Origin of the sequence: Hyalangium ruber, from assembly GCF_034259325.1 — a bacterium.
Lineage (GTDB): Bacteria > Myxococcota > Myxococcia > Myxococcales > Myxococcaceae > Hyalangium_A > Hyalangium_A rubrum.
This window is the reverse complement of sequence record NZ_JAXIVS010000004.1, coordinates 727,252-752,033: the sequence shown is the minus strand read 5'-3', so window position 1 is coordinate 752,033 and position 24,782 is coordinate 727,252. Positions and strand designations below refer to the sequence as shown.

Genomic DNA, 24,782 nt, shown 5'->3' with positions numbered 1-24,782 from the left:
CTTGTAACAATACATGAAAGCTGTGGCGTTCCTAGGGGCAGGGAGCAGGGCCGTCGATCATTCATTCCGATCATCCTCCCCGTCCTGAAAAAATGACAGTCGTTTCCGGGAGGTTGCCCCCCTTGGGGAGAGCATATCCCGTGAAAACAGGGGGTTGTCACGCGGCATGGCGGTTGCTCTCTGAGAAAGCGGCGGGCGGCGGCGGGCGGGTGGTCGAGTACGGCACAAGCAACCAGCATCGAGGGGAGACAAGACCATGGCGAAGGCTCAGCGGCGTGATCAGGTCAAGCGGCAGACGCGGCAGACGAAGGTGGCGCGGGCGAAGGCGAAGGTGGGTCGTTCGGCGCGCCAGGTTCAGGTGACCTTGGGCGATCTGATCGCGGCGGCCTTCGACACCGTGGGTGGCGAGGTGAAGAAGGTGGCCCGTGTCATTTCGTCTCCGACGATGACGCAGGCCACGGGCAAGCGCGTCGTCTTCGTCGGTTGATCCTCCTCCAGGCGGGCAAGGCGCCTCGGAGAGCAGACAGCCGGGAGTCACACCGTGAGACACATCCTGGTACCCGGACATACTTGCTGGCTGAAGGACGAGGCGACTGACGCCGGGTTGATCATCGACGCGCGGGACTATTACCGCGCGTTCTATCAGGCCGCGCTTCGGGCCAAGAGCTACATCGCCATCACCGGCTGGCAGTTCGACAGCAACGTGGCGCTGCTGCGAGGGCCGGACGCGGAGCAGGCGCGGGGAGAAGTGCGGATGCTTCCGCTGTTGCGCGAGCTGTGCCAGCGCAACCCGGAACTCCACATCTATATCCTCGCGTGGGACTTCAGCCTGCTGTTCGCGCTGGAGCGCGAGTGGATGCAGGAGCTGCTCTTCAACTGGCACAGCGAGCGGATCTCCTTCCGCTTCGATGCCTCGGCGCCGCTGTATGGCGCGCACCACCAGAAGCTGGTGCTCATCGATGGGCAGGTGGCCTTCACGGGCGGGATGGACATCTGCGATTGCCGCTGGGATGACCGCGACCACCCGGCGCGCTCGACGCTGCGCTGTGACTCGGGCAGAGACCCGCACGGGCCCTACCACGACGTGCAGGCGGTGCTCACGGGGCCCGTGGTGCAGCGGCTCGCGGAGCTGTACGAGGCGCGGTGGTTCAACTCCGGAGGCGGATTGCTGCGGCTGTCCACGCCCGTGTCGCGAGACGACGTGGAGGTGACGGCCACGCTGCCGCTGCCCTCGGGGCCGGTGGCGCTCAGCCGCACCTTCGGCAAGACGTTGGTGCCCTTCCAGGAGCCGGTGCAGGAGGTGCGCGCCCTCTATGTGGAGGCCATCGACGCCGCCGAGCACCTCATCTATCTGGAGAACCAGTACTTCTCCTCGCGCGCCATCTTCGATGCGCTGGTGCGCCGCATGCGCGCTCCGGGCCGGAGCCCCTTGAACATCATCTTCGTGCTGCCGCGCATGCCCGAGGCGCTGCGAGAGCAGATCGCCGTGGGGGTGGCCCAGGTGCGGATGCTGCGCACGCTGCAGCTCATCGCGCGTGAGACGGGGCACCACCTGGGGGTTTACTGCACGGCCTCGCCCGGCGAGGACGGCGAGGACGTATTCACCTACATCCACTCGAAGGTGATGGTGGTGGATGATCAGCTCCTGACGCTGGGCTCGGCCAATACCACCAACCGCAGCCTCGGGCTGGACTCGGAGCTGAACCTGGTCTGGCAGTGCTCGGAGGGCGAGGGAGGCCGGGAGATGTGCCACGCCATCCGGCGGCTGAGGGTGAGCCTGCTGGCGGAGCACGCGGGGTTGGCGCGCCTGTCGGAGGTGCGCGAGCTGGTCCGCGCGGACCGGCTGGTCCCCTTCTTGGATGAGGTGGCGTCGGGCCGGCAGCACCGCCTGCGGCTGCACCCGCTGGAGACGGTCTTCGACCAGAACCCGCTCTTCAAGCCGCTGGAGCCCGAGGAGTTCATCATCGATCCCGAGGACTCGGTGCTGGATGAGAGCCTCTTCGAGTCGCTGAAGCAGCAACAGGGACTGGTGGCCTCCAGCGTGCGGCTCCTCTCGCGCTGGATTCTGGGACGACCCGAGCGGTGTCACCCCGCGAGCCTGCCGGCGGAGGCGCCTCCGGCCGAGTAGCTTCCCGGAGCGCTGCCTGTTCGCCTCTTGAAGGAGCGAGCGGCACCCGCGGCTTTCACGTGGGCGTTTCTCGGCCAGTCGCCGGGGGACGGGTAGAGTGCCCGGGATGAATGCCGCCCCCTTCCTGGTCCTGCTCGCTGTGCTCCAGCAGTCCGACCCCGCCTCCCAGGCCTCTGGCTCCGAGGAGGGCTCCAGCATGCACTTCCGCCTCGCGCTCGAGGCGGGGCCGCTGAGCTTTCCTTCCGGCCCTCGAGGTGGAGGCCAGGATCTCTTCGCCCAGTTCCTGCCCATGGCGCGGCTGTACAACGATGACTTCTCCCTGGAGCTGGGCGCTCCGCTGCGCTTGCGGCTGCTGGACGAGGAGCCCGCGCAGGCCGCCGACGACTTTGGCGCGCACCTGCGGCGCCAGGACTGGGACACACTGAGCGACTTCGGACAGGTGCTGCGCGAGCTGAGCATCGGCCACGATGGCGAGGCGTTCTCCCTCTACGCAGGCCCGCTCCTCGCCTTCACCCTGGGCGAGGGGCACCTGGTGGACCGCTACGACAACCAGCTCTCGCCCGACTACCACCCCGCGGGCGCCATCCTCACCACCCACGTGGGCCCGGCGCGCGTGCAGCTCGCCGCCAGCGACGTGCTCAGCGCGCGCCTCTTCGCCGGAGAGCTGCGGTTGGACATTGGCCGCCTGGCCTCCAAGGACGAGGCGAAGTTCGACCGCTACCACGCCATCGCCGCCATCGCGCAGGACTTCGGTCGGGTGGACGAGGAGCGCCTGGAGCCCGTCACCGCCGCGCTCGTGGGAGGCAACGCCGCCCTCTATAAAGGAGCGAGCTTCCAGCTGTTCGCCATCGGCGGCGCCGGCTCGCGGGTGGATGAGGGCTCGCCGGACATTGGCGGCTTCTTCGGCTTCTCCCTTCGTGGCATCACCGAGAGCGCCGACATCAGCGGCCGGCTGGAGGGGCGCTACCAGGGCGGCAGCTTCCGCTTCGGCATGTTCGGGCCCTCGTACGAGCTGGCGCGCTACTCGGCCACCGGCCTGTCCGAGCCGCCGCTCGCCGAGGAGCGCCTGGAGCGGCACATGTCCGGCTTCGCCGAGCTGAAGCTGGGCATGGGAGGCGATGAGCCGGGCTCCCTGGACATCTCCGCCAGCGCCTCCGCGGAGTATTTCGCCTTCGGGCGCACCGACACGGACCTGACGCTGGCCTTCTCGGTGAACCGGACCATCGCCTCCGCGCGCCTCATCATCGTCGGCATCGGCGCCCAGCCGCGCTACTCCGTCCAGGCGGAGCTGCGCCAGCGGGTGCTCGACTGGCTCTACGCGTGGGGCGCCGCCAGCACCGTCCACTTCCCGCAGGCCGACGGCTCGCTCTCGCGCGGCTTCTCCGCCGGCGCCGGCGTGGGGGTGGACTTCTCGCGCTGAGGCGCCGCGCGCGACGATGGCTTGACTACAGCTGTAGTCAGGCGTACCTTCCTTCGTGACTACAGTTGTAGTCACTGGGAAGGGTGCATGAAGAAAGCCGTGGGAGAGCAGGAGCTGGCGGTGCTGCGGTACGTGGCCGAGCACGGGCCCGCCACCGTGGGCGAGGTGGCCGAGCGCTTTGGCGAGCCCCAGGGGCTGGCGCGCTCCACCATCCTCACGGTGATGGAGCGGCTGCGGCTGAAGGGCCACCTCACGCGGCACAAGGTGGAGGGCGTCTTCCAGTACAGCTCGCCCGTGCCGGCCTCGGAGCTGCTGCGCGGCGTGGTGGGCGAGTTCGTCCAGCGCACGCTCTCCGGCTCCTTGTCTCCCTTCGTCACCTACCTGGCCGAGGCCGACGACGTCTCCGAGGAGGAGCTGCAGCAGCTCCAGGACGTCGTGGCGCGGCTCCAGTCGCGGAAGCAGCGGAAGGAGTAGGCGCATGCGCACCGAGTGGCTGATGAAGCTGGAGTGGGTGTCCCCCGCGCTGGAGAGCCTGTGGCGGGCCTCGTGGCAGGGGGCGCTGTGGGCCGGGCTCGTCTGGGCCGTGACGCGCGCGCTGCCGCGGCTGCCCTCCGCCCTGCGCGCGGCGCTGTGGTGGCTCGTGTGCCTCAAGTTCGTGCTGTCCCTGGCGGGCATGGCGCCCATCGCGCTGCCGCTGCTGCCCGCGCCCGCGCCCGTGCCTGTGCCTGAGTCGGGGGTGGCGCTGTCAGAAGGGGCTTCCTTGGCGGTGGTGACGGTGGCCGCCCCGCGTGTCACGGCTCCCGTGGAGGCGGCGGTGCCCTGGCGGCAGGTATGGGTCGCGGCGCTGCTCGGGGCGTGGGTGCTTGGAATCGTGTGGCAGGTGCGCGGGCATGTGCGGGCCTGGAGCGCCGTGCGCCGCCTGCGCCAGCGCGCGTTGCCGCTGCCCCACCCGGACATCGAGCGGACCCTTCGCGAACTGGCCTCCGCCGCGGGCCTGCGGCGCGTGCCCCGGCTCCTGGTGTCCACGGAGGTGACGAGCCCGCTCGCCACGGGGCTGCTCTCTCCGGTGGTGGTGCTGCCGGCCAAGGCGCTCCGGCGCCTGGATCTGGAGGCCCTGCGCATGGCCCTGGCGCACGAGCTGGCCCACTTCCAACGCCGGGACTTGTGGCTCGGCTGGGTGCCGGCGATCGCCGAGAGCGTCCTCTTCTTCCATCCCCTCGCGCGCAAGGCGGCCCGTGAGTACGCCCTGGCGCGCGAGGAGGCCTGTGATGCCGAGGCCCTGCGCCTCACGGGAGCCGAGCCCGGGGACTACGGGCAGCTGCTCCTGGCCTTTGGCGTCACCCGCGCCCACGGCACCGCCGCGGCGCTCGGCGCTTCCGCCCACGTTCACGCGTTGCACAGGAGGTTGACCATGTTGGAGCACGTCGATGTCTCGTCGTCCCACCGCCGCTTCCCGCTGCGGGTAGCCCTCTGCGCCCTCGGCTTCGTGGCCCTGGTGCCCTTCCAGGTGGTGGCGCGCGAGCCGGCGAAGGCTCCGCAGCCGCCCGAGAGCCCGAAAGCGGCTGCTGCGACTCCCGCCCCGGCCGCGCCCGCCGCGCAGGGCCTGGCGGTTCCGGCGGCTCCGAAGGTTGCCGCCAGCCCCGCCGCTTCCCCCGTGGCGGCGCCGAAGGTGGCGGCGGCCCCCAAGGCTCCCGCGCCGGTGCAGGCTCCCGTGCCGCCCCCGCCTCCGGCCCCGGCTCTCGCTCCGCTGCCTCCCGGGCCGGTGCTGGCCATGGCCGGGGATGACGATGACGACGATGACGAGCTGGACCGCTTCGTCCTGGTGTCGGGGAACCAGGTGATGATGGCGGGCTCCATGGATGACTTGCGCATGGCCAAGACGCTGCGCAATGAGGGCAAGGACGTGCTCTTCGTGCGGCGCGACGACAAGGCCTACGTCATCCGTGACGCCAAGACGCTCGAGCAGGTGCGCGCGGCCTTCGAGCCGGAGACGAAGCTGGGCGAGCAGCAGGCGGAGCTTGGACGCAAGCAGGCGGCGCTGGGCGTGAAGCAGGCCGAGTTCGGCCAGAAGCAGGCATCGCTGGGCATGAAGCAGGCCGAGCTGGGCATGAAGCAGGCCGAGCATGGCGTGGCGGCCGCGCGCGCCGCGATGCGGGGAGACAAGGCCGAGCAGGATCGCCACGAGCAGGAGCTGGAGAAGAACCAGGAGGCGGTGGACAAGGAGATGGACGCGCTGGGTGACCAGCAGGAAGCGCTGGGCCGCGAGCAGGAGAAGCTGGGCGAGCAGCAGGAGGCGCTGGGCCGCGAGCAGGAGAAGCTGGGGAGGCAGATGGCGGCCAGCGCCCGCGAGTCGCGCAAGCGCGTGGATGCGCTCGTCGACGAGGCGGTCCGCAAGGGCCTCGCCGAGCCGGTGAAGGACTGAAGTACGTGAACCCCTCGCCCATGCCGTCGCCGGGAGGTGTCCGGGGGCATGGGCGGTGCTCGGGGCAGGGGGCTACTTCGGCCCGTTCTCGACGATGTTGAAGAACGACTTGATGACGCGCTCGCTCTTCACGTCCCAGAGGATGACCTGTCCCTGCTTGATGAAGTAGCTGTCCCCGGGGCGATAGGTGTGGTTCTGGCCGGACTCATCGGTGAGCGTCACCTCGCCCTCCAGGATGGTGGCGTGCTCGGTGAAGGGGAAGAGGATCTGCACCTTGCCCCGGGTCGACATGAACAGGCCCGCCGTCATGCCCCGGGCGCTGAAGTCGATGCGTCCGAAGAGCTCGACCTTGCCTTCCAGCACCTTGCCTCCCAGGGCCTCGGCGGAGCCCAGCGGGACGAACCCCGAGATGTCCCGGATGGGGCCCGGTGTGTAGACGATCATCTTCTGCTCCTGTCCTTCGGTGGGGGTGCTCGGACTCATGACTTCCTCCCAGGTTCGACAGCGCGGGCGATGGTAGCCCCTTTCGCGCTGGCCCTTGGCGGCCGCTGACGGCTGTCTCCCGTGCGGGACGGGAGTCGCTGGCGGTGGATGGGTGTGCCCCGGGGCTTCCGAGTGAGGCGAGGTTGGCCCGCATTGTGCTTCGGCGCTGCGGGGCATGCCTGGGCCTCATGACCTCTTCGTCCGCTTCACCTTCGGCAACCCCGAGCGGGCCGCGGCCGAGCTGCGAGCCGCCTTGCCGCCCCATCTGGTGTCGCAGGTGAACTGGGAGAGTCTGCGGCGTGAGCCCGGTTCCGTGGTGGACCCGGAGCTCCGGGAAACCCAGAGCGATCTGCTCTTTTCGGCGCGCCTCTCCAGCGGACGGCCTCTGCTGTTCTACATCCTGCTGGAACACCAGTCGTCGGTGGATCGGTGGATGGCCCTGCGCATGCTGCGCTACGTGGTGCGCCAGCTGGAGCACTGGCGCAAGGAGCACCCGGGCAGCGGGTTCCTGCCGGTCATCATTCCCCTGGTCCTGTACCACGGGCCGGATGGGGCCTGGAGCGCTCCTCGCCGGGTTGAAGAGCTCTTCGACTTGCCAGGGGCGGACGAGGAGCCCGAGCGGTGGAGGGCGCTCGTGCCACGCTTCGAGTACCTGGTGGACGACCTGACGGCCGAGCGCGCGGAGGCGCTGATGAAGCGTCCAGGGCCGCCCCTGGTTCGGTTGGCACTGCTGGCGTTGGTCTACGGACGCACCGAGAAACTGGCGGAAGCGCTACCGGACTGGGCGGCGCTCTTCACGCAGGTGCAGGCCATGCCCAATGGCGCCGAGGAGTTGAGTGTTGTCTTCCGCTACCTGCTGCTGGTGGGGAATGAGGCTGCACAGGGCGCTGCGGTGAGCATGTTAAAAGAGGTCATTGGTACACAGCGAACGGAGGAACTGATGATGACCTGGGGTGAGAAGCTCATCGAGAAAGGGCGTCAGCAGGGACGGGCCGAGGACGTGCTTCGGATTCTCGCGGCGCGTGGGGTGCAGATTGACGAAGAGGCGCGCCAACACATCCTGGCATGCACGGATATGGCGACCTTGGACCGGTGGTTTGACCAAGCCCTGAAAGCCACCCATCTTACGGATGTCCTGGGACACCCGACGCAATGAGGGAGGGCATTTCTCCCGGGCTGGTCGGAAATTCTGCCGAAGCGGTGATCGAGAGGTAAGGTGGGAGGTCCGCTCCCCATGAGGAGGGAGTCGCCACCGCCCATGGAGAGGGGATGAGGATGCCCGCACAGCGCGGCCGGCAGGGCCGCTCTCGCCAGAAACGGGCCGCGTCAGATGCTTCCGAGCGTGAGCAACTGCTCTCGCTCCTGCTGAAGGAGGCCATGCGCCAGGAGGAGCCGGCCCTGTCCGAGGGCGTCCCCGCCCGGTGGCGGCTCGACCTGCCCGCGGTCACCCTCACCACCCGTGGCGCCGAGCTCTCCGGGGGCTGTCTCCTGCGCCTGTTGGAGGCCTTCGAGGGCCTCCAGCTCGTCGCCGCGAGCCCCAGGAGCCTGCCGCTGCTACAGGCCTGTGTGATGCTCTCTCGCGGCAAGTATCGCGGGCTCCTCACCCGGCCCGGAGAAGGCTCGCACCTGACCCTCGAGGGCAAGGTCGACCCTGCCCAACCCGTCCTCTTCGTCCACGACGCCATCGGCGAGGGGTCCGAGCTGGAGGACTTCGTCTCCCGGCTCGAGCAGTCAGGACTTCGTGTCGAGGGAGGGGTCTGTCTCGTTCGCTCCGGCTACGAGGGCGCCTTCTCCCGCCTTCGCTCGCGCGGCATCCCGGTGTTCGCGCTCTATGACACCGAGGAGCTCTCCGCCCGAATGCCAGGTGGGGCGCCTCGGGCGCTCAATCCGGGCCGTGTTCTTCCTCCGCATGAGGTGACGTCCGAGAAGGCGCCGGAGGGGCTCCAACCCGTCGAGCTCGCGCGCCAGGTCATCGCCGAGGCCCTGCGCTCAGGAAAGCTCCTGCGTCCTCCCCGTCGCCTCGCCGGGCGGTACTCCGGCCCTGGCGGCGTCTGGGTCAGCGTGTACTCGAAGGACGCACCCCACGAGCTCCTTGCGCACAATGGGTTCTGGAACTTCCCCGAGGAGAAGGCCCCGGCCCTGGCCATCGCCGTGAGTCAGGCCGCGTTCCTGGCCGCCCGACAGCTCACCCGGGTCAGTCCCGAGCCGCTGGCCACCCTGGAGCGCAGCGCCATCTCAGTGACGTTCTGCGCCGCGCTCGAGCCATGTGAGGTTGCTCAGCTCGACTCCGAGCGCCATGGCCTCGTCGTGCGCAGCCGTGAGCGGCCGTATCTCGTGGGCGGGGCGCCTCCCCGCATGCCGGGCATCTCCAACGCGTGGCAGCAGCTCGAACACGCCCGGACCCTCGACGCCCGACTGCTGCCCACCGAGCCATTCACGCTCTATCGCTACTCCCTTCAGGAGGTCGTCGAGCCGGGCCTGCCGCCCGAGCCCTCCCGCGTCGAGTCGAAGCCGCCCGTGGAGGCCTCTCCGAAGACGCTCGGGGAGAGCGTCTCGCGGCTGACCCCTCCGCTGTGCAAGTTCCTCCTGCGCCACCTGGGCGCGACGGCTCGCTATGAGCCTTCCAGCGACGCCATCCACCAGGGGCTCGACACCGCGCGGCTCGCGCACCAGGCGTGGGCCCTCGCTCGCGCCCACCGGAAGCTCGGCCCCGCGCCCCTGGGCGAGGGCGCGCGCACCCTGCTCACCGCGCTCACCTCGGACCTCGTGTTCGATGACACCGAGCATGTCTGGATTCGCGCCGATGAAGGAGCGTCGATCTCCCAGGTCGCGCTCGTCCTCCTCGCGCTGCTCGAGACCGGCGAGGACATGGCCACGGCCCAGACGCTCGCCGCCACCCTCTGGTCCCGCATGGGCGTCCATGGGCGGTTCTCCTGCTACCTGGAGCCCGCCGCCGATGGCGACCCGTGGCAGGACTCCATGCCCGGCCAGGCCCTGCTCGCGCTCGCCCGCGCCGCGCAGGAGAACGTTCACGCCGCCGATGCGGCGAAGCTCGCCCAGGCCTGGCGCTTCTACCGACACCGCTTCCGCTACAAGCGCCACTGGGACCAGGTCTCCTGGCTCACCCAGGCCGCCGTGGCGTGGTGGCACGTCGACCGTGACGCCGAGGCCGCCCGCCTCGCCTTCGAGATCTGCGACTGGGCGCTGACCTACCAGTCCGAGACGACCGGCGCGTTCCTCAACGACCACCAGCCCGACGCTCCAGGCGCCACCACCGCGCTCTACCTCGAGGCGCTGGCCGCCGGGGCCGAGCTCGCCGCCGGCCTCCGAGATCGCACCCGCCAGCAGCGCTACCTCGACGCCTGCGCCCGGGGCGTGTCCTTCCTGGACACCCTCGTCATCCAGGAGCGCGAAGCCGCGCTCCTGCCCAATCCGCGTCACGCCCTCGGTGGGGTGCGCTCCAGCCTCGAGCGGAGCGAGGTCCAGGTCGAGTCCGTCCAGCACGCGCTCCTGGCGCTCCTGGCCCTGCGCCGGTAGCTCACTTCAGCCGCGAGGCCCACTGGCGCAGCAGGCTCTCGGCCTGCTCGGAGACCTCCTTCACGATGGTCGCGGCGGGCTGCACGGACTTCACCGCGCTCACCGACTCGCCCGCGTAGAGCGCCATGGCGTCGATGTTGCCCGTCGTCAGCCGGGTCGGGTTGGGCACCGCCCAGTGCGGCAGCGGCATCTTCTTTCCATGGAGGAAGAGTTCGCCCGTTACTTCTCCCTGGAACGCGGTCGCCGCCTCGAGCGCCGAGCGCAGCACCCGGTGCGGCGTGTCCGGCCACATCACGTGGAACGCCTTGGTAATCACCGTGTCCCGCCCACGGGCCGCGATCAGCTTCTCCGCATAGCCCGCGTGGGTGTCCGCCTCCTCCGCCACCACGAAGCGGGTGCCCATGCGCACCGCCGAGGCCCCCGCCGCCAGCGCGGCCGCCATCGTTCGGCCCGAGCCGATCCCTCCCGCCGCGATGACGGGAATCTTCACCACCTCCAGCACCTCGTCGAGCAGTGGGAAGAGGCCAATCTTCCCGGCCACGTGGCCACCGGCCTCCACCCCCTGCACCACGACCAGGTCACAGCCCACCGCCTCCGCCGCCACCGCGTCTTCCTTCGAGCCCACCTGCCAGCATGCCAGCGCGCCCCCCGCGTGGACCGTGTCCACCAGGGAGCGATCCGGCGTACCGAAGAAGAACTCGACCACCTTCGCCCGCGAGGCCACTACCTCCACCAGCTCTCGCTCATGCAGGAAGGGCACGATGAAGCTCACCCCAAAGGGGGCCTTCGTTCGCGCGCGAAGCCCATCCAGCTCCCGGGCGAGGTCCTCGGCGGACATCATCACCGCCGCCACCATGCCCAGCCCGCCCGCGTCCGAGACCGCCGCCGCCAGCTTCGGCGTGGCGGTGCCTCCCATCGCCGCCTGCTGAATCGGCACACGACATCCAACGAGTTCCGTGAAGCGCGTCGAGAGCATAAGTGTCCCCTTGGAGTGGATACGGCTTGGAACCAGAATCTCGCGTCAAACCTTCCGGGCGCGCCCCTGCCAGTAGCGCTCTCGCAGCTCGCGCCGCAGCACCTTGTTGTTGGCGCTCTTGGGCAGGTCCGGCACGAAGTCCACCGAGCGGGGCTTCTTGAACGAGGCCAGCCGATCCTTGCAGAAGGCGATGAGCTCCTTCTCCGTGGTGACCGCGTTCGGCCGCAGCACCACCAACGCCTTGATGGCCTCGCCCCATGTCTCGTCCGGCACGCCGATGACCGCCACCTCCTGCACCGCCGGGTGCAGGTGGATGACCTCCTCCACTTCGCGCGGAGACACCGTCGCCCCGCCGCTCTTGATGAGGTCCTTCTTGCGGTCGCTGATGAAGAGGTAGCCGTCCTGGTCCAGGTACCCGATGTCACCCGTGCGGAACCAGCCGTCCTTGAGCACGTCGGCCGTTTGCTCCGGACGGTTCCAGTACCCCGCCATCACCAGATCGCTGCGCACGGCGATCTCCCCCTCCAGGCCCATCGACACGGGGTTCCAGTCATCATCCTGGATGCGGAGCGAGACCAGCGTGCTGACCCGGCCCGCCGACTGCGCGCGAAACCCCGTGTGCTCGTCTTTGCCCAGTACCGTGAGCGTCAGCGGCGACTCGCCCAGCCCGTAGCTCTGCAGGAAGATGGGGCCAAAGGCCTCCAGCGCCTCCCGCAGCCGCTCGGCGTGCAGCGGCGCTCCGCCATAGAAGACGGTGTGCAGGCTCGACAGGTTGTGGGCCGTGCGCGCCGGTGAGCGCACCAGCATGCTGATCATCGTCGGCACCAGCGCCACCGTCGTCACCTTGTGCTTCTCCACCAACTGGAAGAACGTGGCCGGATCGAACCGGGGCAGGAAGACGTGCGTCACCGCCCGCGCCACGTGGTGGAGCATGAAGAACCCGCCCGCGAAGCTGATCGCCAGCGCGTGCAGCAGCACATCCTGGTGCGACGGGGTGTTGAGATCGATCAGGTTGATGCTGACCAGCGTCAGGAGGTTGCGGTGCGTCAGCATCACCCCCTTGGGCTTGCCCGTCGTCCCCGAGGTATAGAAAAGCCAGGCCAGGTCCTCCGGGCCCGGCTGGAATCCCAGCACCGGAGAGCCCATGGCCAGCAATTCCTCATAGCGTTTGTCCGCCGTGGGGGAGTCGCCCACCACCACGTATGTCTTTAGCGTGGGCAGGCGGTCCCGGATGGAGGCCAGCGCTTGGGTGAACTCCGCCGCGTAGATCAGCAGCGAGCACCCGGCGTCATCGAGGATGGTGGCGTGCTCCTCCGGGTGGAGCCGGATGTTCATCGGGACGATGACCAGCCCCGCCTTCATCGTCGCGAACATCACCTCCAGCGCCTGGGGGCTGTTGGGCAGCATCATCCCCACGCGATCTCCCGTCTTCAGCCCCAGTTGGCGCAGGGCATCGGCCAGGCACGTGACGCGCAGTTCGACCTCTGTGTAGAGCACCGGACGCGCTCCGTCGTACCAGGCCGTGTTCGTCGGGTGGCGCTGCGCCGCGCGTGTCAGCAATTGACCGATGTGCATGGATGACCCCCGCCGTCATCTCTCTGCGACGAAATATGTCCAGGTGCTTTGATAGATATCCCGGCCTTTGAAAAGTTTGAGAAAGGATTGCTTGAGCAAATCCAGTCGATCCTGCACCTCGGCCGCCGTGGGCAGGCGCTTGTCCACCTTCGGAGAGCCGCCCACCCAGCCGAGCAGGTCTGGATAGACACTCGTCGCCTCGTACCACTCGAGCACGCCCACATCCACGGTGCGCGTGAGGATGTCTTTGACGGTGAAGCCTGCCTGCGTCAGCGCCTCCTGGTACTCCGACACCGGGCGGATGGGCAGGAACACCTTGCGCCAGAGCGCGTCGTAGGCCGCCATCTTCGCGCGGTCCTCCAGCACGGCGCGGTAGGGCGCATAGCGCGGGTCCTCGGCCGCCACCTCCTTGGCCACCTCGCGCACCTTCTCCACCACCTGGCTGATCAACCACTCACCCGGCTTGCCCTCCGGATTGCGGATGTCTCCGGACTGGACGAAGACCTTCCCGCCGGGCCGCACCGAGCGCGCCCACGCCTGGAACGTCCCCGGCAGGTCCGGGTAGAGGTGGACCGCGTTGGTGGAGACCAGCGCATCCGCCTTGCGCGCCAGGAACGCCGGGCCCAGCACCTCGTCCAGCCCCTGGAGGCGCCGCTCGCCCTCGAGGTAGCGCAGCAGCCGGAAGGCCACGCGCGGTTCGTCACGGAAGTGTTCCAGCGCTACCCGCAGGAACCGCGGCGAGGCATCCACCATCACCGTACCAATTCCTGCAATCCGCTGAAGCAGTTGGCGCGCCAGGATTCCGGTGCCTCCGGAATAATCAATCAATAGCTGCCCAGGCTTTAGCGCTTCCGCGAGTTGCTCGACTGTCAGCTCCAGGTTCCTGTACCAGAGGTGCCGCGCCATCGAGTCGTAGCGCTGCCCCAGCGGATCCAGCGGGGCGTCTGTCCAGTCCTCATCGGGAATTCGGTGAAAGTCTTTAGGCCAGTCAAAATCAGGCATTCCGGCTCCCTGCTGGCACTTCCGCGAAGTTCGCGCGAAATCAGTGTATCACTGTATTATTGGGAAGAATGGTGGAAATGCTCCGCGCCTTCGTTGAAGAGCGCACACCCCTCAACCGAGCGCTGGGCCTGCGGCTGGTGGCCACCGCGCCGGGGGAGGCGACGTGCCTGTTGCCGTATGCCCCAGCGCTCGTGGGAGACGCCGAGACGGGGGCGGTTCATGGAGGGGCCATCACCACGCTGGTGGACGTCACGTGCGGCAGCGCCGCGTGCATGAAGATGGCGCGGCTGCGGCGCATCGTCACCCTGGAGCTGCGCATCGACCACCTGCGCCCCTCGCGCTCCGGCAAGGACCTCGCCGCACGCGCGGAGTGTTACGAGCTGACACCCTCGGTGGCATTCGTGCGAGGGCTCGTGCATGACGGGGACGCGGCCGACGCCGTGGCCACCATGCAGGCCACCTACATGCTCGTGGAGGAGTGAGCCATGGCCTCCTCCTCCGCCTCGTTCGTCGAGCTGCTGCGTCAGGCGCGCCAGGGGCACGACTATGGCCCGCTCACCGCGCTCATCCCCTCCGCGCGGTTGTTCCGCATTGGCCTGGAGGCCGCCGAGGGCCATGCGCGCTGCCGGATGACGTACGCGCCCGAGCTCGTGGGCTTCCAATCCCTGCACGGTGGCGCCCTGGGCGCGCTGCTGGAGTCGTCCGCGCTCTTCGAGCTGCTCCTCCAGGAGGACACCGAGCGCATGCCCCGGCTCATCAGCCTCACCACGGAGTTCCTGCGCGCCGGGGGGCTTCAGGACACCTTCGCCCAGGGCTTCGTCACCCGTCAGGGGCGCCGCGTGGCCAACGTGCGCGTCGAGGCCTGGCAGCAGGAGCGCTCCCGCCTCATCGCGACGGCTCACGCCACGTTCCTGATGGTGCCGTGATGGTCAGGTGTCCGGGCTGCGCCTGGACCCGTGTGAACCAGGCACGGATGGCGGGGTAGCGGCTCAGCTCGAAGCGCCCCTCGTCCGCCACGTGCGTGTAGGCGTACAGCGCGATGTCCGCCAGGCTGTAGCGCTCTCCCGCGAAGAAGGGGCGCTGCTTCAGCTCGCCCTCCATCACGTCCAGCGCCGCGTAGCCCTTCTGGGTGCGCTCCTCGAGCTCGCGCTCCTTGCCGGCGGGGACTCCGAAGAAGGAGATCCACGCCCGCGCCACGGCGATGTAGGGCTCGTGGCTGTACTGCTCGAAGAACATCCACTGGAGCATGCGCGCCCGCTCCAGCTTGTCGGTGGGGATGAAGGGCGTGCCCTCCGCGAAGTACCAGAGGATGGCGTTGGACTCGGCCAGGAAGGTGCCCGGCGACAGCTCCAGCGTGGGCACCCGGCCGATGGGGTTCTTCGCCTTGAAGTCCGCGCCGCGCGCCGCGCCGGCCTTCAGGTCCAGCTCCACCACCTCGAAGGGAATGCCGAGCTGGTGCAGCAGCAAGCGGACCTTGTAGCAATTGCCCGAGGGGTGGAACTGGTAGAGCTTGAGCATGGGTCAGCGTCCGAAGAGGCCCTTGCGCTTGATGGGGAGGCTGGCGCCCTGAGCGCGCGAGAGCCGCTGGCCGAGGATGCGGCTCATCTCCAGCGCCACCGTGGGGTTGCCCATCACCACCCCTCGGAAGTCCTCGCGCCCCACCGCCGCCAGCTCACACGGGCTGGAGGCCACCGCCGTGGCCATGCGCGGCTCGCCCGTGAGCAGCGCCAGCTCGCCGAAGAAGCCGCCCGGGCCCACCGTGCTCACCAACTGCCCGCCGTCTCCGAGGAGCCGCACCTCGCCCGCCAGCACCACGAAGAACGTCTCTCCCGGGTCGCCCTTCTTGAAAATCTCCGAGCCCGCCGGCCGCTGGAGGAACTCCGCGCCCCGCGCCGCCGTCGCCAGCTCCGCGTCGCTCAGCGGCGCCAGGAAGTCCACCTTGCGCAGCGCCTGCGTGAGCGGCGTCAAGCCGGTGCTCGAGGTCGGCTCGGCGGTGAGCAGCTCCACCGCCTGCGCGAGCTGGGAGCGGCGCGCCACGAGGATGACGGTGTGGCCGGAGCGCAGCACGGTGCTGCCGTCCGGAACCACCGTCTGCCCCTCCGAGTCCACCACGGCGATGAAGAGGCTCTCCTTCGGGAAGCCCTCAATCCCGCGCACCTGGGCCACCGTCTTGCCCGACACCAGCGCCCGAGGGCCGATGCCCACCTCGAAGAGCAGCGTGTCGCTGCTGGCCAGCGGCAGCGAGCCGGCCACCTGCGGGAAGTCGATGGCCGTCGTCATCTTCGCCACCACCACGTCCGCCTCGGCCACCAGGTCCTTCACCCCCGCCATCCGGTACGCCTCGCGGTAGGTGTTGTCCAACATGCGCACCATCACCCGCGCGGGCGACATGCTGCGCACCAGCATGGCGAAGGCCAGGTTCTCCGCGTCTCGCGCCAGCACGCCCGCCGCCACGTCCGCCGCGGCGATGCCCGCCGCCTCCAATACCTGGGTGCTCGTCGCGTCCCCGCACACCGTCACCACGCCCACCTCCTCGAAGAGCCGGGTGCAGATGGTCGCGTCTCGCTCGATGACCGTGACGGTGTGCTGCTCGGCCACCAGCCGCGCCGCCAGCACCGAGCCCACCCGGCCTCCTCCAGCGATGACGATCCTCATGCGCTCTTTCTCCCTCCGTCCTTCTCTCGGCCTTCCGTGCCGTGCAGTGCGTGCTCCAGCTCCAGCGTGCGCTGATCCAACCGCGCCAGCATCTCCTCCGCCATGGCGTCGGGGATGAGCCCGTTGCGCCGCGCTCCCTGCAGCGCCGTGCGCTCCGCGTCGATGAGGCGGCGGCGCACGGCGATCAGGCTCCGGGCTCCCTGCGCCAGGTGCTGCTCATTGAGCCGCCGCAGCTCCCGCTCCGCGCGGGCGATGTTCACCTGGTAGTCGCTGCGCAGGTGCTCGTAGGCGGCCCGGGGCACCAGCCCCTGCTCGTGCAGGTCCTCCAGCTCGTGGTGCGCCGCCCGGCTGGCGATGAGGCGCCCCTGGTGCTCGGCCACGTGCAGCGCCACCGGGTCCTCCTCGATGAGGCCCATGCGCCGCAGCGCCTTGCTCAACAGCAGCCCCTGGCCCACCAGCGAGAAGAAGGTGACGCCGAAGGCGACGGCCACCAGCAATTCGCGCGAGGGCGTGTTCGCGGGCAGGCCCAGCACCAGGCCGATGGAGAGCGCGCCCTTGATGTTGCCGATGAGGAACACGTGCTGCCAGCGCAGCGGAATGGAGGCCGCCGGGCGCAGCCAGCGCAGCAGCAGGAAGGGGATGTAGATGGCCACCGCCCGGCCCACCAGCACGCAGGCGAACGCGATGCCCGTCTCCGGCAGGTATGACAGCAGCACCTCCGGCCGCGTGGTGAGCCCCACCGACAGGAAGAGGAAGGTGTTCACCCCGAAGGCGGCGTACTCCCAGAAGGTGTGGATGGCCACCTGGCTCTGCGGGGACACCGCCCGCCGCAGCGTCACCCCCACCGCCAGGCCCGCGGTGACGGCGGCGATGGCGCCCGAGAAGTGGAACTGCTCGGCCAGCACGAAGGAGGAGAAGGCCAGCGCCGTGGTGGCCATGATCTCCGCCAGCGGATCCTCGGTGCGGCGGATGATGAAGCTGCCCACCAGCGCCAGCACCAGGCCGATGACGGCGCCCATGATGCTGGCGGCCAGCACCTTGCCCGTCAGCATCACCAGCGAGGGCGTCTGCCCCCCGGCCACCACGGCGGCGATGGCGGCGTAGGCCACCAGCGCGGTGCCGTCATTGAAGAGGCTCTCGCCCTGCATGATGCCGCTCAGGCGCTGCGGCACCGGCGCCCGGCGGAAGGCATAGAGGATGGAGACGGTGTCGGTGACGGAGAGGATGGCCCCCAGGAGCAACGCCGGGCCCCACCCCAGGTTCAGCAGCCCATGCAGCGCCGCGCCCGTGGCGCCGATGGCCAGCACCACGCCCAGCGAGGACAGCACGGCGATGGGCACCGCGTTGGCGCGCACGTTGCCAATGTCCGCGGTGATGCCGCCCTCGAACAACAGCGCTGGAAGGCAGACGATGAACACCACCTCTGGGCTCAGCGGTGGCACCCCCGGCAGCAGGCCGCCCACCGAGATGATGAGGCCGCCTCCCACCAGCGCCACGTTGTAGGGGATGCGCACGCGCTTGGCGGCAATGGCCACGGCGATGGCCGCGACCATCAAACCGATGACGACATGCATCTCCACGGGCGCTCCGATCCTTCAGGGCTGCTGCGGTGAGAGTGTTATCACGTCCCCAGTGCGGCGGGTGAGCAGGGACCCACGCCCCCGGGGTATGAAAACCCCAGAGCAGGCAAGCCTCAGGTGACTGTACGCACCTCAAGTGAATCTGCCATCATCTTGCTTCACACTTGAATAAGTCGCGCACGAGCGAACCGGAGGAAGCCGATGCTCACCTCGCTGCGAACCACCGCCATCCTGTTGGGGATGTGCGGATTCCTCTCCGCATGTGGAGAGCGCCTCGAATCGGGCTCGCCGCCAACAGCGGAAGCCCAGCCGCAGGCGCAGGGACTCGCGGCGGGCAAGGGCCCGGGCACCAAGCTCCTGCGTGCGGCCGCCAACGGCATCCCCAATCGCTACATCGTCGTCTTCGATGACAAGGCCAAGCAGAGCCCCCGGGCCTCCGTCCAGGAGGTGAGCAAGGCCTCCGATACGCTCGTTCGGGCCCACGGTGGCGCCGTCCGCAAGCTGTACTCGCACGCGCTGCGCGGCTTCTCCGTCACCATGACGGAGGAAGAGGCGCTGCGCATGAGCGAGGATCCGCGCGTGCGCTACGTGGAGCAGGACCGCGTCGTCACCCTGCACGGCACCCAGCTCAACCCGACCTGGGGCCTGGACCGCGTGGACCAGCGCTTCCTGGAATTGGATAACCTCTACACCTACGAGTACACGGGCGCGGGCGTCCACGCCTACGTCTTCGACACCGGCGTGCGCAGCACCCACGTCGAGTTCACCGGACGCATGGGCGAGGGCTTCGACGCCGTCGGCGAGGGCACCACGGAGGACTGCCATGGCCACGGCACCCACGTCGCCGGCTCCCTGGGTGGCACCAACTATGGCGTGGCCAAGAATGTGACCATCCACTCGGTGCGCGTCATCGGCTGCTCGGGCGAGGGCACCGAGGAGGCGCTCATCGCCGGCCTGGATTGGATTACCGCCAACCACATCAGCCCGGCCGTGGCCAACATGAGCCTGGGTGCCGAGGCCCATCAGGGCGTGGATGACGCGGTGAGCGCCTCCATCGCGGCGGGCGTCACGTATGTCGTCTCCGCCGGCAACGAGAGCATCGACGCCTGCGCCAAGTCGCCGGCCCGGGTGCCGGGCGCCATCACCGTGGGCGCCACGGACATCAATGACTACCGCTCCGTCTTCTCCAACTATGGCCCTTGCGTGGACCTCTTCGCGCCCGGCGAGGGAATCACCTCCGCCTGGTACAACTCGGACACGGCCATCTACGTCACCGACGGTACCTCCATGGCCTCGCCCCATGTAGCCGGCGCCGTGGCGCTCTATCTGGAGGGCCACCCCAACGCGACGCCCGCCGAGGTCCATGAGGAGATCGTCGCCCGCTCCACGCGCAACGTCGTCGAGGACGCCTACACCGGCTCGCCCAATGTGCTGCTCCACTCGGCGTGCATGGGCTCGACCGACTCGGTGAAGCCCCAGGTGCAGCTCACCTCGCCGGCGGCCGGCGCCACGATTGTCGGCGCCATCACGCTGTCGGCCACCGCCAGCGACGACGTGAACGTCTTCAAGGTGGAGTTCTTCCTCGACGGGCTGCTCATCGCCGTCGACTCGGCGCCGCCCTACTCGGTGAGCTGGAACAGCAACACCGTGGGCAATGGCTCCTACACCCTGACCGCGCGCGCCCACGACACGGGCTGCAACAGCAGCACCTCGTCCGTGTCCGTCACCCTCCAGAATCCGGGCAAGGCCACCTATGACCCGACCCTGCGCGCCCCCGCCTGTTCGGTGCTCACCGACCAGTGCGACTCCTCGGATCTGCTCGAGGGCCGCGGCGCCATGGGCCCCGAGTCGAACGCCCCCAACACCCTGGGCGACTCCTGCGCGGACGGCAATGAGGGCTACTACGAGTTCGATCCCTCGCTGGAGCGCATCCAGGTCCTCCGCGAGGACGGCACGCTGTTCGCCTCGGGCAAGCAGGTGCGCGTCAACGTCACCCTCAACGCGGGCTTCGACGCCTCCAAGGAGCGGTTGGACCTGTACTCCGCCGCCGACGCGACCGCCCCCGTGTGGAACCTCATCACCACGCTGAGCCCGCTGGACGTGGGCCCCAACCAGCTGACCACCACCTTCATCCTCCCCCATGGCGGCCCGCAGCAGGCCATCCGTGCCGCCTACCGCTACGGCGGCCCGGCCAGCCCCTGCGGCAGCGGCAACTTCAACGACTATGACGACCTGGTCTTCATCGTGGGGCAGGCCACGGACACCCAGCCGCCGACGGCCACCCTCACCGCGCCTGGCGCGGGGGCCACGCTGCGGGCCAACGCCACCCTCACCGCCACGGCCAGCGACGACTTCGGCGTCACCCGCGTCGAGTTCTACGACGGGGCCACGCTGCTGGGGACCGACTCCGAGGCGCCCTACACCTACGTGTGGAACACGCGCACGGCGCCCAATGGCACCCACGCGCTGACCGTGCGCGCCTATGACGCCGCGGGCCACGAGGGCACCTCCGACCCGGTGAACGTGACGCTCGACAACGACTTGACGCCCCCGACGGTGAACTTCACCGCGCCCGCGGCGGGCGCCATCGTCAAGGGCTCCGTCGCCTTCTCCGCGACGGCGACCGACAACGTGGGCGTCATCCGCGTGGAGTTCTACGAGGGCGCCATGAAGCTGGCCACCGACATCTCCTCGCCCTACAGCTTCAGCTGGAGCACGGTCGGCAGCCCCAACGGCCCGCGCACCATCACCGCCAAGGCCTACGACTCCGTGGGCAACATCGGCATCGCCGAGCGCACGGTGACGGTGGACAATGACCTGACCGCGCCCACCGTGGCGCTCACCGCGCCTGGCTCGGGGGCCACGCTCACCGGCACCGTCAACCTCACGGCCACCGCCAGCGACAACGTGGCCGTCACCCGGGTGGCCTTCTTCGTCGGCACCGTGCAGTGGGGGCTCGATACCTCGGCGCCCTACAGCTACAGCCTCAACACCCGGAGCCTGGCCAACGGCGCCCAGGTGCTCACCGCCAAGGCCTACGACGCGGCCGGCAACGTGGCCAGCTCGCAGGCGGTCACCGTCACCTTCGACAATGACCTGACGCCGCCCGTCACCACGCTCACCGCGCCCTCGGCCGGCGCCGCGCTCACGGGGGGGGTGCAGATGGCCGCCACCGCCAGCGATGACCGGGGCACGGTGACCAAGGTGGAGTTCTTCGTGGGCAACACCCTGGTGGGCACCGACACCACCGCGCCCTATTCGGTGAACTGGAACACCTCGAGCTATCCCGTGGGCACCTACACCCTGAAGTCACGGGCGTGGGACCCGGCAGGCAATACAGCCTTCAGCTCCACCTTCACGGTGACCGTCACCCGCTGAGGCGAAATGTCCCAGGGGGAGCCTCCAGCTCCCCAACCCCCGGGAAGGACACGGCTTTGTCCCTCCCGGGCCCCTGTGACAGGACGCTACGGTGCACAGGGCTGCCACGGGGGTGGGTGAGCCCCCGGACGGCACGGGCCCTGGAGTTTCGAGGGGTTGTGTACCCAGAGGGGCGTGGCATCCGGGTTGCTCTGGTACACGGGCATGAAGACCGTGCTCCTCGTCGACACCGATTGCCTCGCCCGCGCCCGTGCGGTCCGCGCCTTCGCGCAGCCCGAGCTGCTGCTGCTCACGGCCTCCACCTACCTGGAGGCGCTGTGGGTCCTGGGCGAGCACGAGGTGGACCTGGCGCTCGTGGACCTGGGCCTGCCCGAGCGCGAGAGCTTCGAGCTGCTGGCCTACCTGGCCAACTGCTGCCCCAAGGTGGCCGTGGTGACGATGAGTACCCCGTGGAGCGCCGACCGGAGCTCGCAGGACGAGGTGTCCGTCCTTCCCTGGCGCAGCCACCTGAACAAGCCGGTCCGCACCGAGCTGCTGCTTACCATGACGCGCGAGGTGCTCCAGTCGCTCGAAGGCAAGTCGGCCCGGCCCATGTCCCTGCATGACCTGCTGCGCGTGCTCTCCCACGAGCGTGAGACGTGTACGTTGAAGGTGAACGCGGGCCCGCGCTCCGGGCAGCTCCAGCTCTTCTGCGGCGAGCTCATCCACGCCGCGTGCGATGGCGCCGAGGGTGGGGTGGCCATGGACGAGATGCTGACCTGGCGCGAGGTGTGGATGCGCGTGGACCCGCTGCCCTCGCAGCCCCAGCTGACGCTCTCGCACCGGCTGGAGCAGCTCGTGGTGGAGGAGTCCGTCTGGGAGATGCCCGCCACCGTCGTCCCCATGCCGGCCACCTCGGGCAAGCCCGCCCCGGTGGTGCTCGTGCGCTCCCGGCGAGACAGCGCGCTGCGTCGCGCCATCTCCTGGGCGGAGCGCTGGGTGTCGGGCCAGCAGGCAGGCGCCGCCAGCTAAGCCGAGTCCCAATAGCGCCGGGGCGTTCATGACGTGGTATCCAGAGGCCCAGGAGGTGCCGGCCCCGAGCGTCCGGCCATGCTGCGAGGTATGGCACCCAAGGTCCTGGTGGTGGATGACGATGTGGAGCTCGGAGCGCTCATCTCCGTGCAGCTCCGCCATCGCGGCTTCGAGGTGGCGACCGTCACGGGCGCGGACGCGGCGCTGGCGCGGCTGACGCGCGAGCTGCCGGATGTGCTGGTGACGGACCTGCAGCTCATCGGCGGCCCCAACGGCATCGAGCTGTGTCGCCAGGTGGCCGAGCGCTACCCCGAGCTGCCCATCGTCCTCATCACCGCCCACGGCAGCATCGAGCTGGCGGTGGCGGCCATTCGCGCGGGCGCCTACGACTTCATCACCAAGCCCCTGGACTTCGCGGCGCTGGCGCTCACGCTGGAGCGCGCCGTGCAGCTGCGCGCGCTGCGCGAGGAGGTGAGCCGGCTGCGGCGCACCGTGGACCAGACGCGGCGCTTCGAGGACTTGCTGGGCACCAGCGCCGCCATGCGCGAGGTGTACGGGCTGCTGGACCGGGTGGCCACCGCCGACATCTCCGTGCTGATTACCGGCGAGAGCGGCACGGGCAAGGAGCTGGTGGCGCGCGCGCTGCACCAGCGCTCGCGGCGCAAGGACGGGCCCCTGGTGGCCATCAACTGCAGCGCGCTGCCCGAGGCCCTGCTGGAGAGCGAGCTGTTCGGCCATGTGAAGGGCGCCTTCACCGACGCGCGCTCGGACAAGCCCGGCCTCTTCGTCCAGGCCCATGGCGGCACGCTCTTCCTGGACGAGGTAGGCGAGCTGCCCCTGGGCCTGCAGCCCAAGCTCCTGCGCGCGTTGCAGGAGCGCAAGGTGCGCCCGGTGGGCGCCACCGCCGAGCAGGCGATTGACGTGCGCGTCGTCTCCGCCACCAACGTGGACCTGGAGGAGGCCGTCCAGCAGAAGCGCTTCCGGCAGGACCTCTTCTTCCGGCTCAACGTGGTGCATGTGCCGCTGCCGCCCTTGAGGGACCGGGGCGGAGACGTGCTGCTGTTGGCCCAGCGCTTCCTGGAGCAGGCGGCGGCGCTCGCGGACAAGAAGGTGGCGGGCCTGTCGGACGAGGCGGCGGAGCGGCTGTTGGCCTATTCGTGGCCGGGCAACGTGCGCGAATTGCAGAACTGCATCGAGCGCGCGGTGGCCCTCACCGCCAGCGAGTCCATCGCCGTGCGGGACTTGCCGGAGAAGGTCCGCCAGTACCGGGGCGTGCCGCCGAGCCTGGGCGCCGAGGGGGGCTCCTTCCTGCCCCTGCACGAGGTGGAGCGGCGCCACATCCTCAGCGTGCTGGAGGCGCTGGGGGGCAACAAGTCCAGCGCCGCCACCGTGCTGGGCGTGGACCGGCGCACCCTCTATCGCAAGCTCGCCGAGTACCGCGCCCTGTCCTCCGAGGACGCCGCGGACCCCGACGCGCCCGCGCCCCCGCGCTCGCGCTGAGCGCGCAGTCGTTGCGCTCGCCGCCTGCCCAGACGCAAAGGGAGCAGCCGTCGAGCGCTGTGGCGTTCCGTCACGCCTGCCCTGGGCCCGCGTGGGTATGTGCGGAGAAAGACAGGGCTTTTGCCTCGCGCGAGCCGCTGAGGCGAAATGCCACGATGCACGCCTCGCGCACGGGCCCTTTGAAGGGCACCGAGGCGTAGCCTCAACGGTTTCGCGGAGTTGGCGCGGCCCGAGGCCCTGGCATCCGGGTTGCTCTAAGCGGGAGGGTCACGCCGTTCGGAGGCCCTCCGTGAAGACAATCCTGCTGGTCGATGACGACAAGTACGTGCGGGCCAGGGCGGCCACCGCGTTCGAGCTCCACCGGGAGGAGTTCACGCTGGTGGTGGCCTCCAACGGCGCGGAGGCGGTGCAGGTGTTGGGGGATCGCCCGGTGGATCTGCTGCTCACCGACTTGTGGATGCCGGTGATGGATGGCTTCCAGCTGCTGGCCCATGTGATGTACCGCAACCCGGAGCTGCCGGTGGTGGTGCTGACTTCCCGAGACCCCTGGGAGCGGTTGATCTGCTTCGGGCGCTCGGCCCAGGTGCCTTGTCTGCCCAAGCAGTTTGGCATCCACAGCCTGGCCTTCGAGGTGCGCGAGCTCCTCCAGAAGCACGACGAGGGGCGCTGGCCGACCGGCACCCTCCTGGGCTTCCTGCAGCTGGTGGCGTGGGAGCGGAAGACCTGCATGCTTCAACTGCAAGTGGGTGAGCGCACCGGCACGCTCCACGTGCTCTCGGGTGAGGTCGTCCACGCGGAGACCTCGTCCCTGGTGGGTGAGCGCGCCCTCTTCGAGATGATGGGCTGGGGGACGCCGCGGCTGCGCCTCTCGCCAGCCATTTCCGGGCTGCGGCTCACCATCGACACGCCCAGCCAACGACTCTTCGCCCGGGAGCGGGCGCCGTGGCCCCGCTCGCTGCTGGCCCGCAGAGGTGAGCACGCCGTCGCGGCCGAGCCGTCCCTGGCATTGATTTGAGAGCCCCTGTCCCGTCGAGGGCAACCGCCATTCGCTCCCCCCCAAAAAGCTTTGATCGGGAACCTCGGCGGGGCAGGGTATTTTCATCGGGTGACGTAGA

General features: G+C 69.4%; 20 protein-coding genes. 13 read left to right on the top strand and 7 right to left on the bottom strand.

Features of this window, described 5'->3' with window-relative positions; genetic code table 11:
• Positions 1 to 256: 256 nt before the first annotated feature.
• The 5 genes from SYV04_RS15285 to SYV04_RS15265 all read left to right on the top strand — a co-directional run bounded on the left by SYV04_RS15285 (position 257) and on the right by SYV04_RS15265 (position 5,970).
• Complete coding sequence (locus SYV04_RS15285) at positions 257 to 487, top strand: chaperonin (RefSeq protein ID WP_321546488.1); 231 nt, start codon at positions 257 to 259, stop codon at positions 485 to 487.
• Between the two features lie 54 nt (positions 488 to 541).
• Complete coding sequence (locus SYV04_RS15280) at positions 542 to 2,128, top strand: phospholipase D-like domain-containing protein (RefSeq protein WP_321546487.1); 1,587 nt, start codon at positions 542 to 544, stop codon at positions 2,126 to 2,128.
• A 106-nt stretch (positions 2,129 to 2,234) separates the two neighbouring features.
• Positions 2,235 to 3,548, top strand: a complete 1,314-nt coding sequence (locus SYV04_RS15275; RefSeq protein ID WP_321546486.1) for a hypothetical protein — start codon at positions 2,235 to 2,237, stop codon at positions 3,546 to 3,548.
• Positions 3,549 to 3,635: 87 nt separating this feature from the next.
• Positions 3,636 to 4,022 (top strand): BlaI/MecI/CopY family transcriptional regulator, encoded by a 387-nt coding sequence (locus SYV04_RS15270; RefSeq protein WP_321546485.1) that lies wholly within the window; start codon positions 3,636 to 3,638, stop codon positions 4,020 to 4,022.
• 4 nt (positions 4,023 to 4,026) lie between these two features.
• Positions 4,027 to 5,970, top strand: coding sequence for a M56 family metallopeptidase (locus SYV04_RS15265; protein ID WP_321546484.1), 1,944 nt, complete (start codon positions 4,027 to 4,029; stop codon positions 5,968 to 5,970).
• Between the two features lie 72 nt (positions 5,971 to 6,042).
• On the opposite strand, the gene SYV04_RS15260 is transcribed toward SYV04_RS15265, so the two are convergent.
• Positions 6,043 to 6,453: a cupin domain-containing protein gene (locus tag SYV04_RS15260; protein ID WP_321546483.1), complete on the bottom strand. Its 411-nt coding sequence runs from the start codon at positions 6,451 to 6,453 to the stop codon at positions 6,043 to 6,045.
• Positions 6,454 to 6,628: 175 nt separating this feature from the next.
• Here SYV04_RS15260 and SYV04_RS15255 point away from each other — a divergent pair, with 175 nt between their 5' ends.
• Together SYV04_RS15255 and SYV04_RS15250 are read left to right on the top strand one after the other, a co-directional pair.
• Positions 6,629 to 7,609, top strand: coding sequence for an Rpn family recombination-promoting nuclease/putative transposase (locus SYV04_RS15255; protein ID WP_321546482.1), 981 nt, complete (start codon positions 6,629 to 6,631; stop codon positions 7,607 to 7,609).
• Positions 7,610 to 7,728: 119 nt separating this feature from the next.
• Positions 7,729 to 9,990, top strand: coding sequence for an AMMECR1 domain-containing protein (locus tag SYV04_RS15250; protein ID WP_321546481.1), 2,262 nt, complete (start codon positions 7,729 to 7,731; stop codon positions 9,988 to 9,990).
• A 1-nt stretch (position 9,991) separates the two neighbouring features.
• Here the strand turns inward: SYV04_RS15250 and SYV04_RS15245 are convergent, their stop codons facing one another.
• The 3 genes from SYV04_RS15245 to SYV04_RS15235 are packed head-to-tail and all read right to left on the bottom strand — an operon-like array spanning position 9,992 to position 13,543.
• The gene (locus SYV04_RS15245; protein ID WP_321546480.1) at positions 9,992 to 10,966 is read right to left on the bottom strand and encodes an NAD(P)H-dependent flavin oxidoreductase; all 975 of its coding nucleotides are present in this window, start codon (positions 10,964 to 10,966) and stop codon (positions 9,992 to 9,994) included.
• Positions 10,967 to 11,011: 45 nt separating this feature from the next.
• Positions 11,012 to 12,541 carry a long-chain-fatty-acid--CoA ligase gene (locus tag SYV04_RS15240; RefSeq protein ID WP_321546479.1) on the bottom strand — a complete coding sequence of 510 codons (1,530 nt, stop codon included), beginning with the start codon at positions 12,539 to 12,541 and terminating at the stop codon, positions 11,012 to 11,014.
• A 15-nt stretch (positions 12,542 to 12,556) separates the two neighbouring features.
• A complete protein-coding gene (locus tag SYV04_RS15235; RefSeq protein ID WP_321546478.1) occupies positions 12,557 to 13,543 on the bottom strand; it encodes a class I SAM-dependent methyltransferase in 987 nt (328 codons plus the stop codon).
• A gap of 68 nt (positions 13,544 to 13,611) precedes the next feature.
• Here SYV04_RS15235 and SYV04_RS15230 point away from each other — a divergent pair, with 68 nt between their 5' ends.
• Together SYV04_RS15230 and SYV04_RS15225 are read left to right on the top strand one after the other, a co-directional pair.
• Positions 13,612 to 14,025 carry a PaaI family thioesterase gene (locus tag SYV04_RS15230; RefSeq protein WP_321546477.1) on the top strand — a complete coding sequence of 138 codons (414 nt, stop codon included), beginning with the start codon at positions 13,612 to 13,614 and terminating at the stop codon, positions 14,023 to 14,025.
• Positions 14,026 to 14,028: 3 nt separating this feature from the next.
• Positions 14,029 to 14,469 (top strand): PaaI family thioesterase, encoded by a 441-nt coding sequence (locus SYV04_RS15225; protein WP_321546476.1) that lies wholly within the window; start codon positions 14,029 to 14,031, stop codon positions 14,467 to 14,469.
• On the opposite strand, the gene SYV04_RS15220 is transcribed toward SYV04_RS15225, so the two are convergent.
• Genes SYV04_RS15220 through SYV04_RS15210 form a run of 3 tightly spaced genes read right to left on the bottom strand, consistent with a single transcriptional unit; the run spans position 14,429 to position 17,772 of the window.
• Complete coding sequence (locus tag SYV04_RS15220) at positions 14,429 to 15,061, bottom strand: glutathione S-transferase family protein (RefSeq protein WP_321546475.1); 633 nt, start codon at positions 15,059 to 15,061, stop codon at positions 14,429 to 14,431. The genes SYV04_RS15225 and SYV04_RS15220 overlap by 41 nt on opposite strands.
• A 3-nt stretch (positions 15,062 to 15,064) precedes the next feature.
• Entirely contained in the window at positions 15,065 to 16,198 is a 1,134-nt protein-coding gene (locus tag SYV04_RS15215; RefSeq protein ID WP_321546474.1) for an NAD-binding protein, read from the bottom strand.
• A complete protein-coding gene (locus tag SYV04_RS15210) occupies positions 16,195 to 17,772 on the bottom strand; it encodes a cation:proton antiporter (protein WP_321546563.1) in 1,578 nt (525 codons plus the stop codon). The genes SYV04_RS15215 and SYV04_RS15210 overlap by 4 nt, the downstream gene beginning before the upstream one ends.
• A 207-nt stretch (positions 17,773 to 17,979) precedes the next feature.
• Between SYV04_RS15210 and SYV04_RS15205 the strand changes: the two genes are divergently transcribed.
• From SYV04_RS15205 to SYV04_RS15190, 4 genes are all read left to right on the top strand, one after another.
• Complete coding sequence (locus SYV04_RS15205; protein ID WP_321546473.1) at positions 17,980 to 21,156, top strand: Ig-like domain-containing protein; 3,177 nt, start codon at positions 17,980 to 17,982, stop codon at positions 21,154 to 21,156.
• A gap of 204 nt (positions 21,157 to 21,360) precedes the next feature.
• Complete coding sequence (locus tag SYV04_RS15200; protein ID WP_321546472.1) at positions 21,361 to 22,167, top strand: response regulator; 807 nt, start codon at positions 21,361 to 21,363, stop codon at positions 22,165 to 22,167.
• A gap of 90 nt (positions 22,168 to 22,257) precedes the next feature.
• Positions 22,258 to 23,667, top strand: a complete 1,410-nt coding sequence (locus tag SYV04_RS15195) for a sigma-54-dependent transcriptional regulator (RefSeq protein ID WP_321546471.1) — start codon at positions 22,258 to 22,260, stop codon at positions 23,665 to 23,667.
• 289 nt (positions 23,668 to 23,956) lie between these two features.
• Positions 23,957 to 24,682, top strand: a complete 726-nt coding sequence (locus tag SYV04_RS15190) for a response regulator (RefSeq protein WP_321546470.1) — start codon at positions 23,957 to 23,959, stop codon at positions 24,680 to 24,682.
• The last annotated feature ends 100 nt before the right edge of the window (positions 24,683 to 24,782 follow it).

What these genes read in the sequence shown, in the direction of transcription:
- SYV04_RS15285 (WP_321546488.1), top strand. Translation starts at nt 257, where the DNA reads ATGGCGAAGGCTCAGCGGCGTGATCAGGTCAAGCGGCAGACGCGGCAG.
- SYV04_RS15275 (WP_321546486.1), top strand. Translation starts at nt 2,235, where the DNA reads ATGAATGCCGCCCCCTTCCTGGTCCTGCTCGCTGTGCTCCAGCAGTCC.
- SYV04_RS15270 (WP_321546485.1), top strand. Translation starts at nt 3,636, where the DNA reads ATGAAGAAAGCCGTGGGAGAGCAGGAGCTGGCGGTGCTGCGGTACGTG.
- SYV04_RS15265 (WP_321546484.1), top strand. Translation starts at nt 4,027, where the DNA reads ATGCGCACCGAGTGGCTGATGAAGCTGGAGTGGGTGTCCCCCGCGCTG.
- SYV04_RS15260 (WP_321546483.1), bottom strand. Translation starts at nt 6,453, where the DNA reads ATGAGTCCGAGCACCCCCACCGAAGGACAGGAGCAGAAGATGATCGTC.
- SYV04_RS15255 (WP_321546482.1), top strand. Translation starts at nt 6,629, where the DNA reads ATGCCTGGGCCTCATGACCTCTTCGTCCGCTTCACCTTCGGCAACCCC.
- SYV04_RS15250 (WP_321546481.1), top strand. Translation starts at nt 7,729, where the DNA reads ATGCCCGCACAGCGCGGCCGGCAGGGCCGCTCTCGCCAGAAACGGGCC.
- SYV04_RS15245 (WP_321546480.1), bottom strand. Translation starts at nt 10,966, where the DNA reads ATGCTCTCGACGCGCTTCACGGAACTCGTTGGATGTCGTGTGCCGATT.
- SYV04_RS15240 (WP_321546479.1), bottom strand. Translation starts at nt 12,541, where the DNA reads ATGCACATCGGTCAATTGCTGACACGCGCGGCGCAGCGCCACCCGACG.
- SYV04_RS15235 (WP_321546478.1), bottom strand. Translation starts at nt 13,543, where the DNA reads ATGCCTGATTTTGACTGGCCTAAAGACTTTCACCGAATTCCCGATGAG.
- SYV04_RS15230 (WP_321546477.1), top strand. Translation starts at nt 13,612, where the DNA reads ATGGTGGAAATGCTCCGCGCCTTCGTTGAAGAGCGCACACCCCTCAAC.
- SYV04_RS15225 (WP_321546476.1), top strand. Translation starts at nt 14,029, where the DNA reads ATGGCCTCCTCCTCCGCCTCGTTCGTCGAGCTGCTGCGTCAGGCGCGC.
- SYV04_RS15220 (WP_321546475.1), bottom strand. Translation starts at nt 15,061, where the DNA reads ATGCTCAAGCTCTACCAGTTCCACCCCTCGGGCAATTGCTACAAGGTC.
- SYV04_RS15215 (WP_321546474.1), bottom strand. Translation starts at nt 16,198, where the DNA reads ATGAGGATCGTCATCGCTGGAGGAGGCCGGGTGGGCTCGGTGCTGGCG.
- SYV04_RS15210 (WP_321546563.1), bottom strand. Translation starts at nt 17,772, where the DNA reads ATGCATGTCGTCATCGGTTTGATGGTCGCGGCCATCGCCGTGGCCATT.
- SYV04_RS15205 (WP_321546473.1), top strand. Translation starts at nt 17,980, where the DNA reads ATGCTCACCTCGCTGCGAACCACCGCCATCCTGTTGGGGATGTGCGGA.
- SYV04_RS15200 (WP_321546472.1), top strand. Translation starts at nt 21,361, where the DNA reads ATGAAGACCGTGCTCCTCGTCGACACCGATTGCCTCGCCCGCGCCCGT.
- SYV04_RS15195 (WP_321546471.1), top strand. Translation starts at nt 22,258, where the DNA reads ATGGCACCCAAGGTCCTGGTGGTGGATGACGATGTGGAGCTCGGAGCG.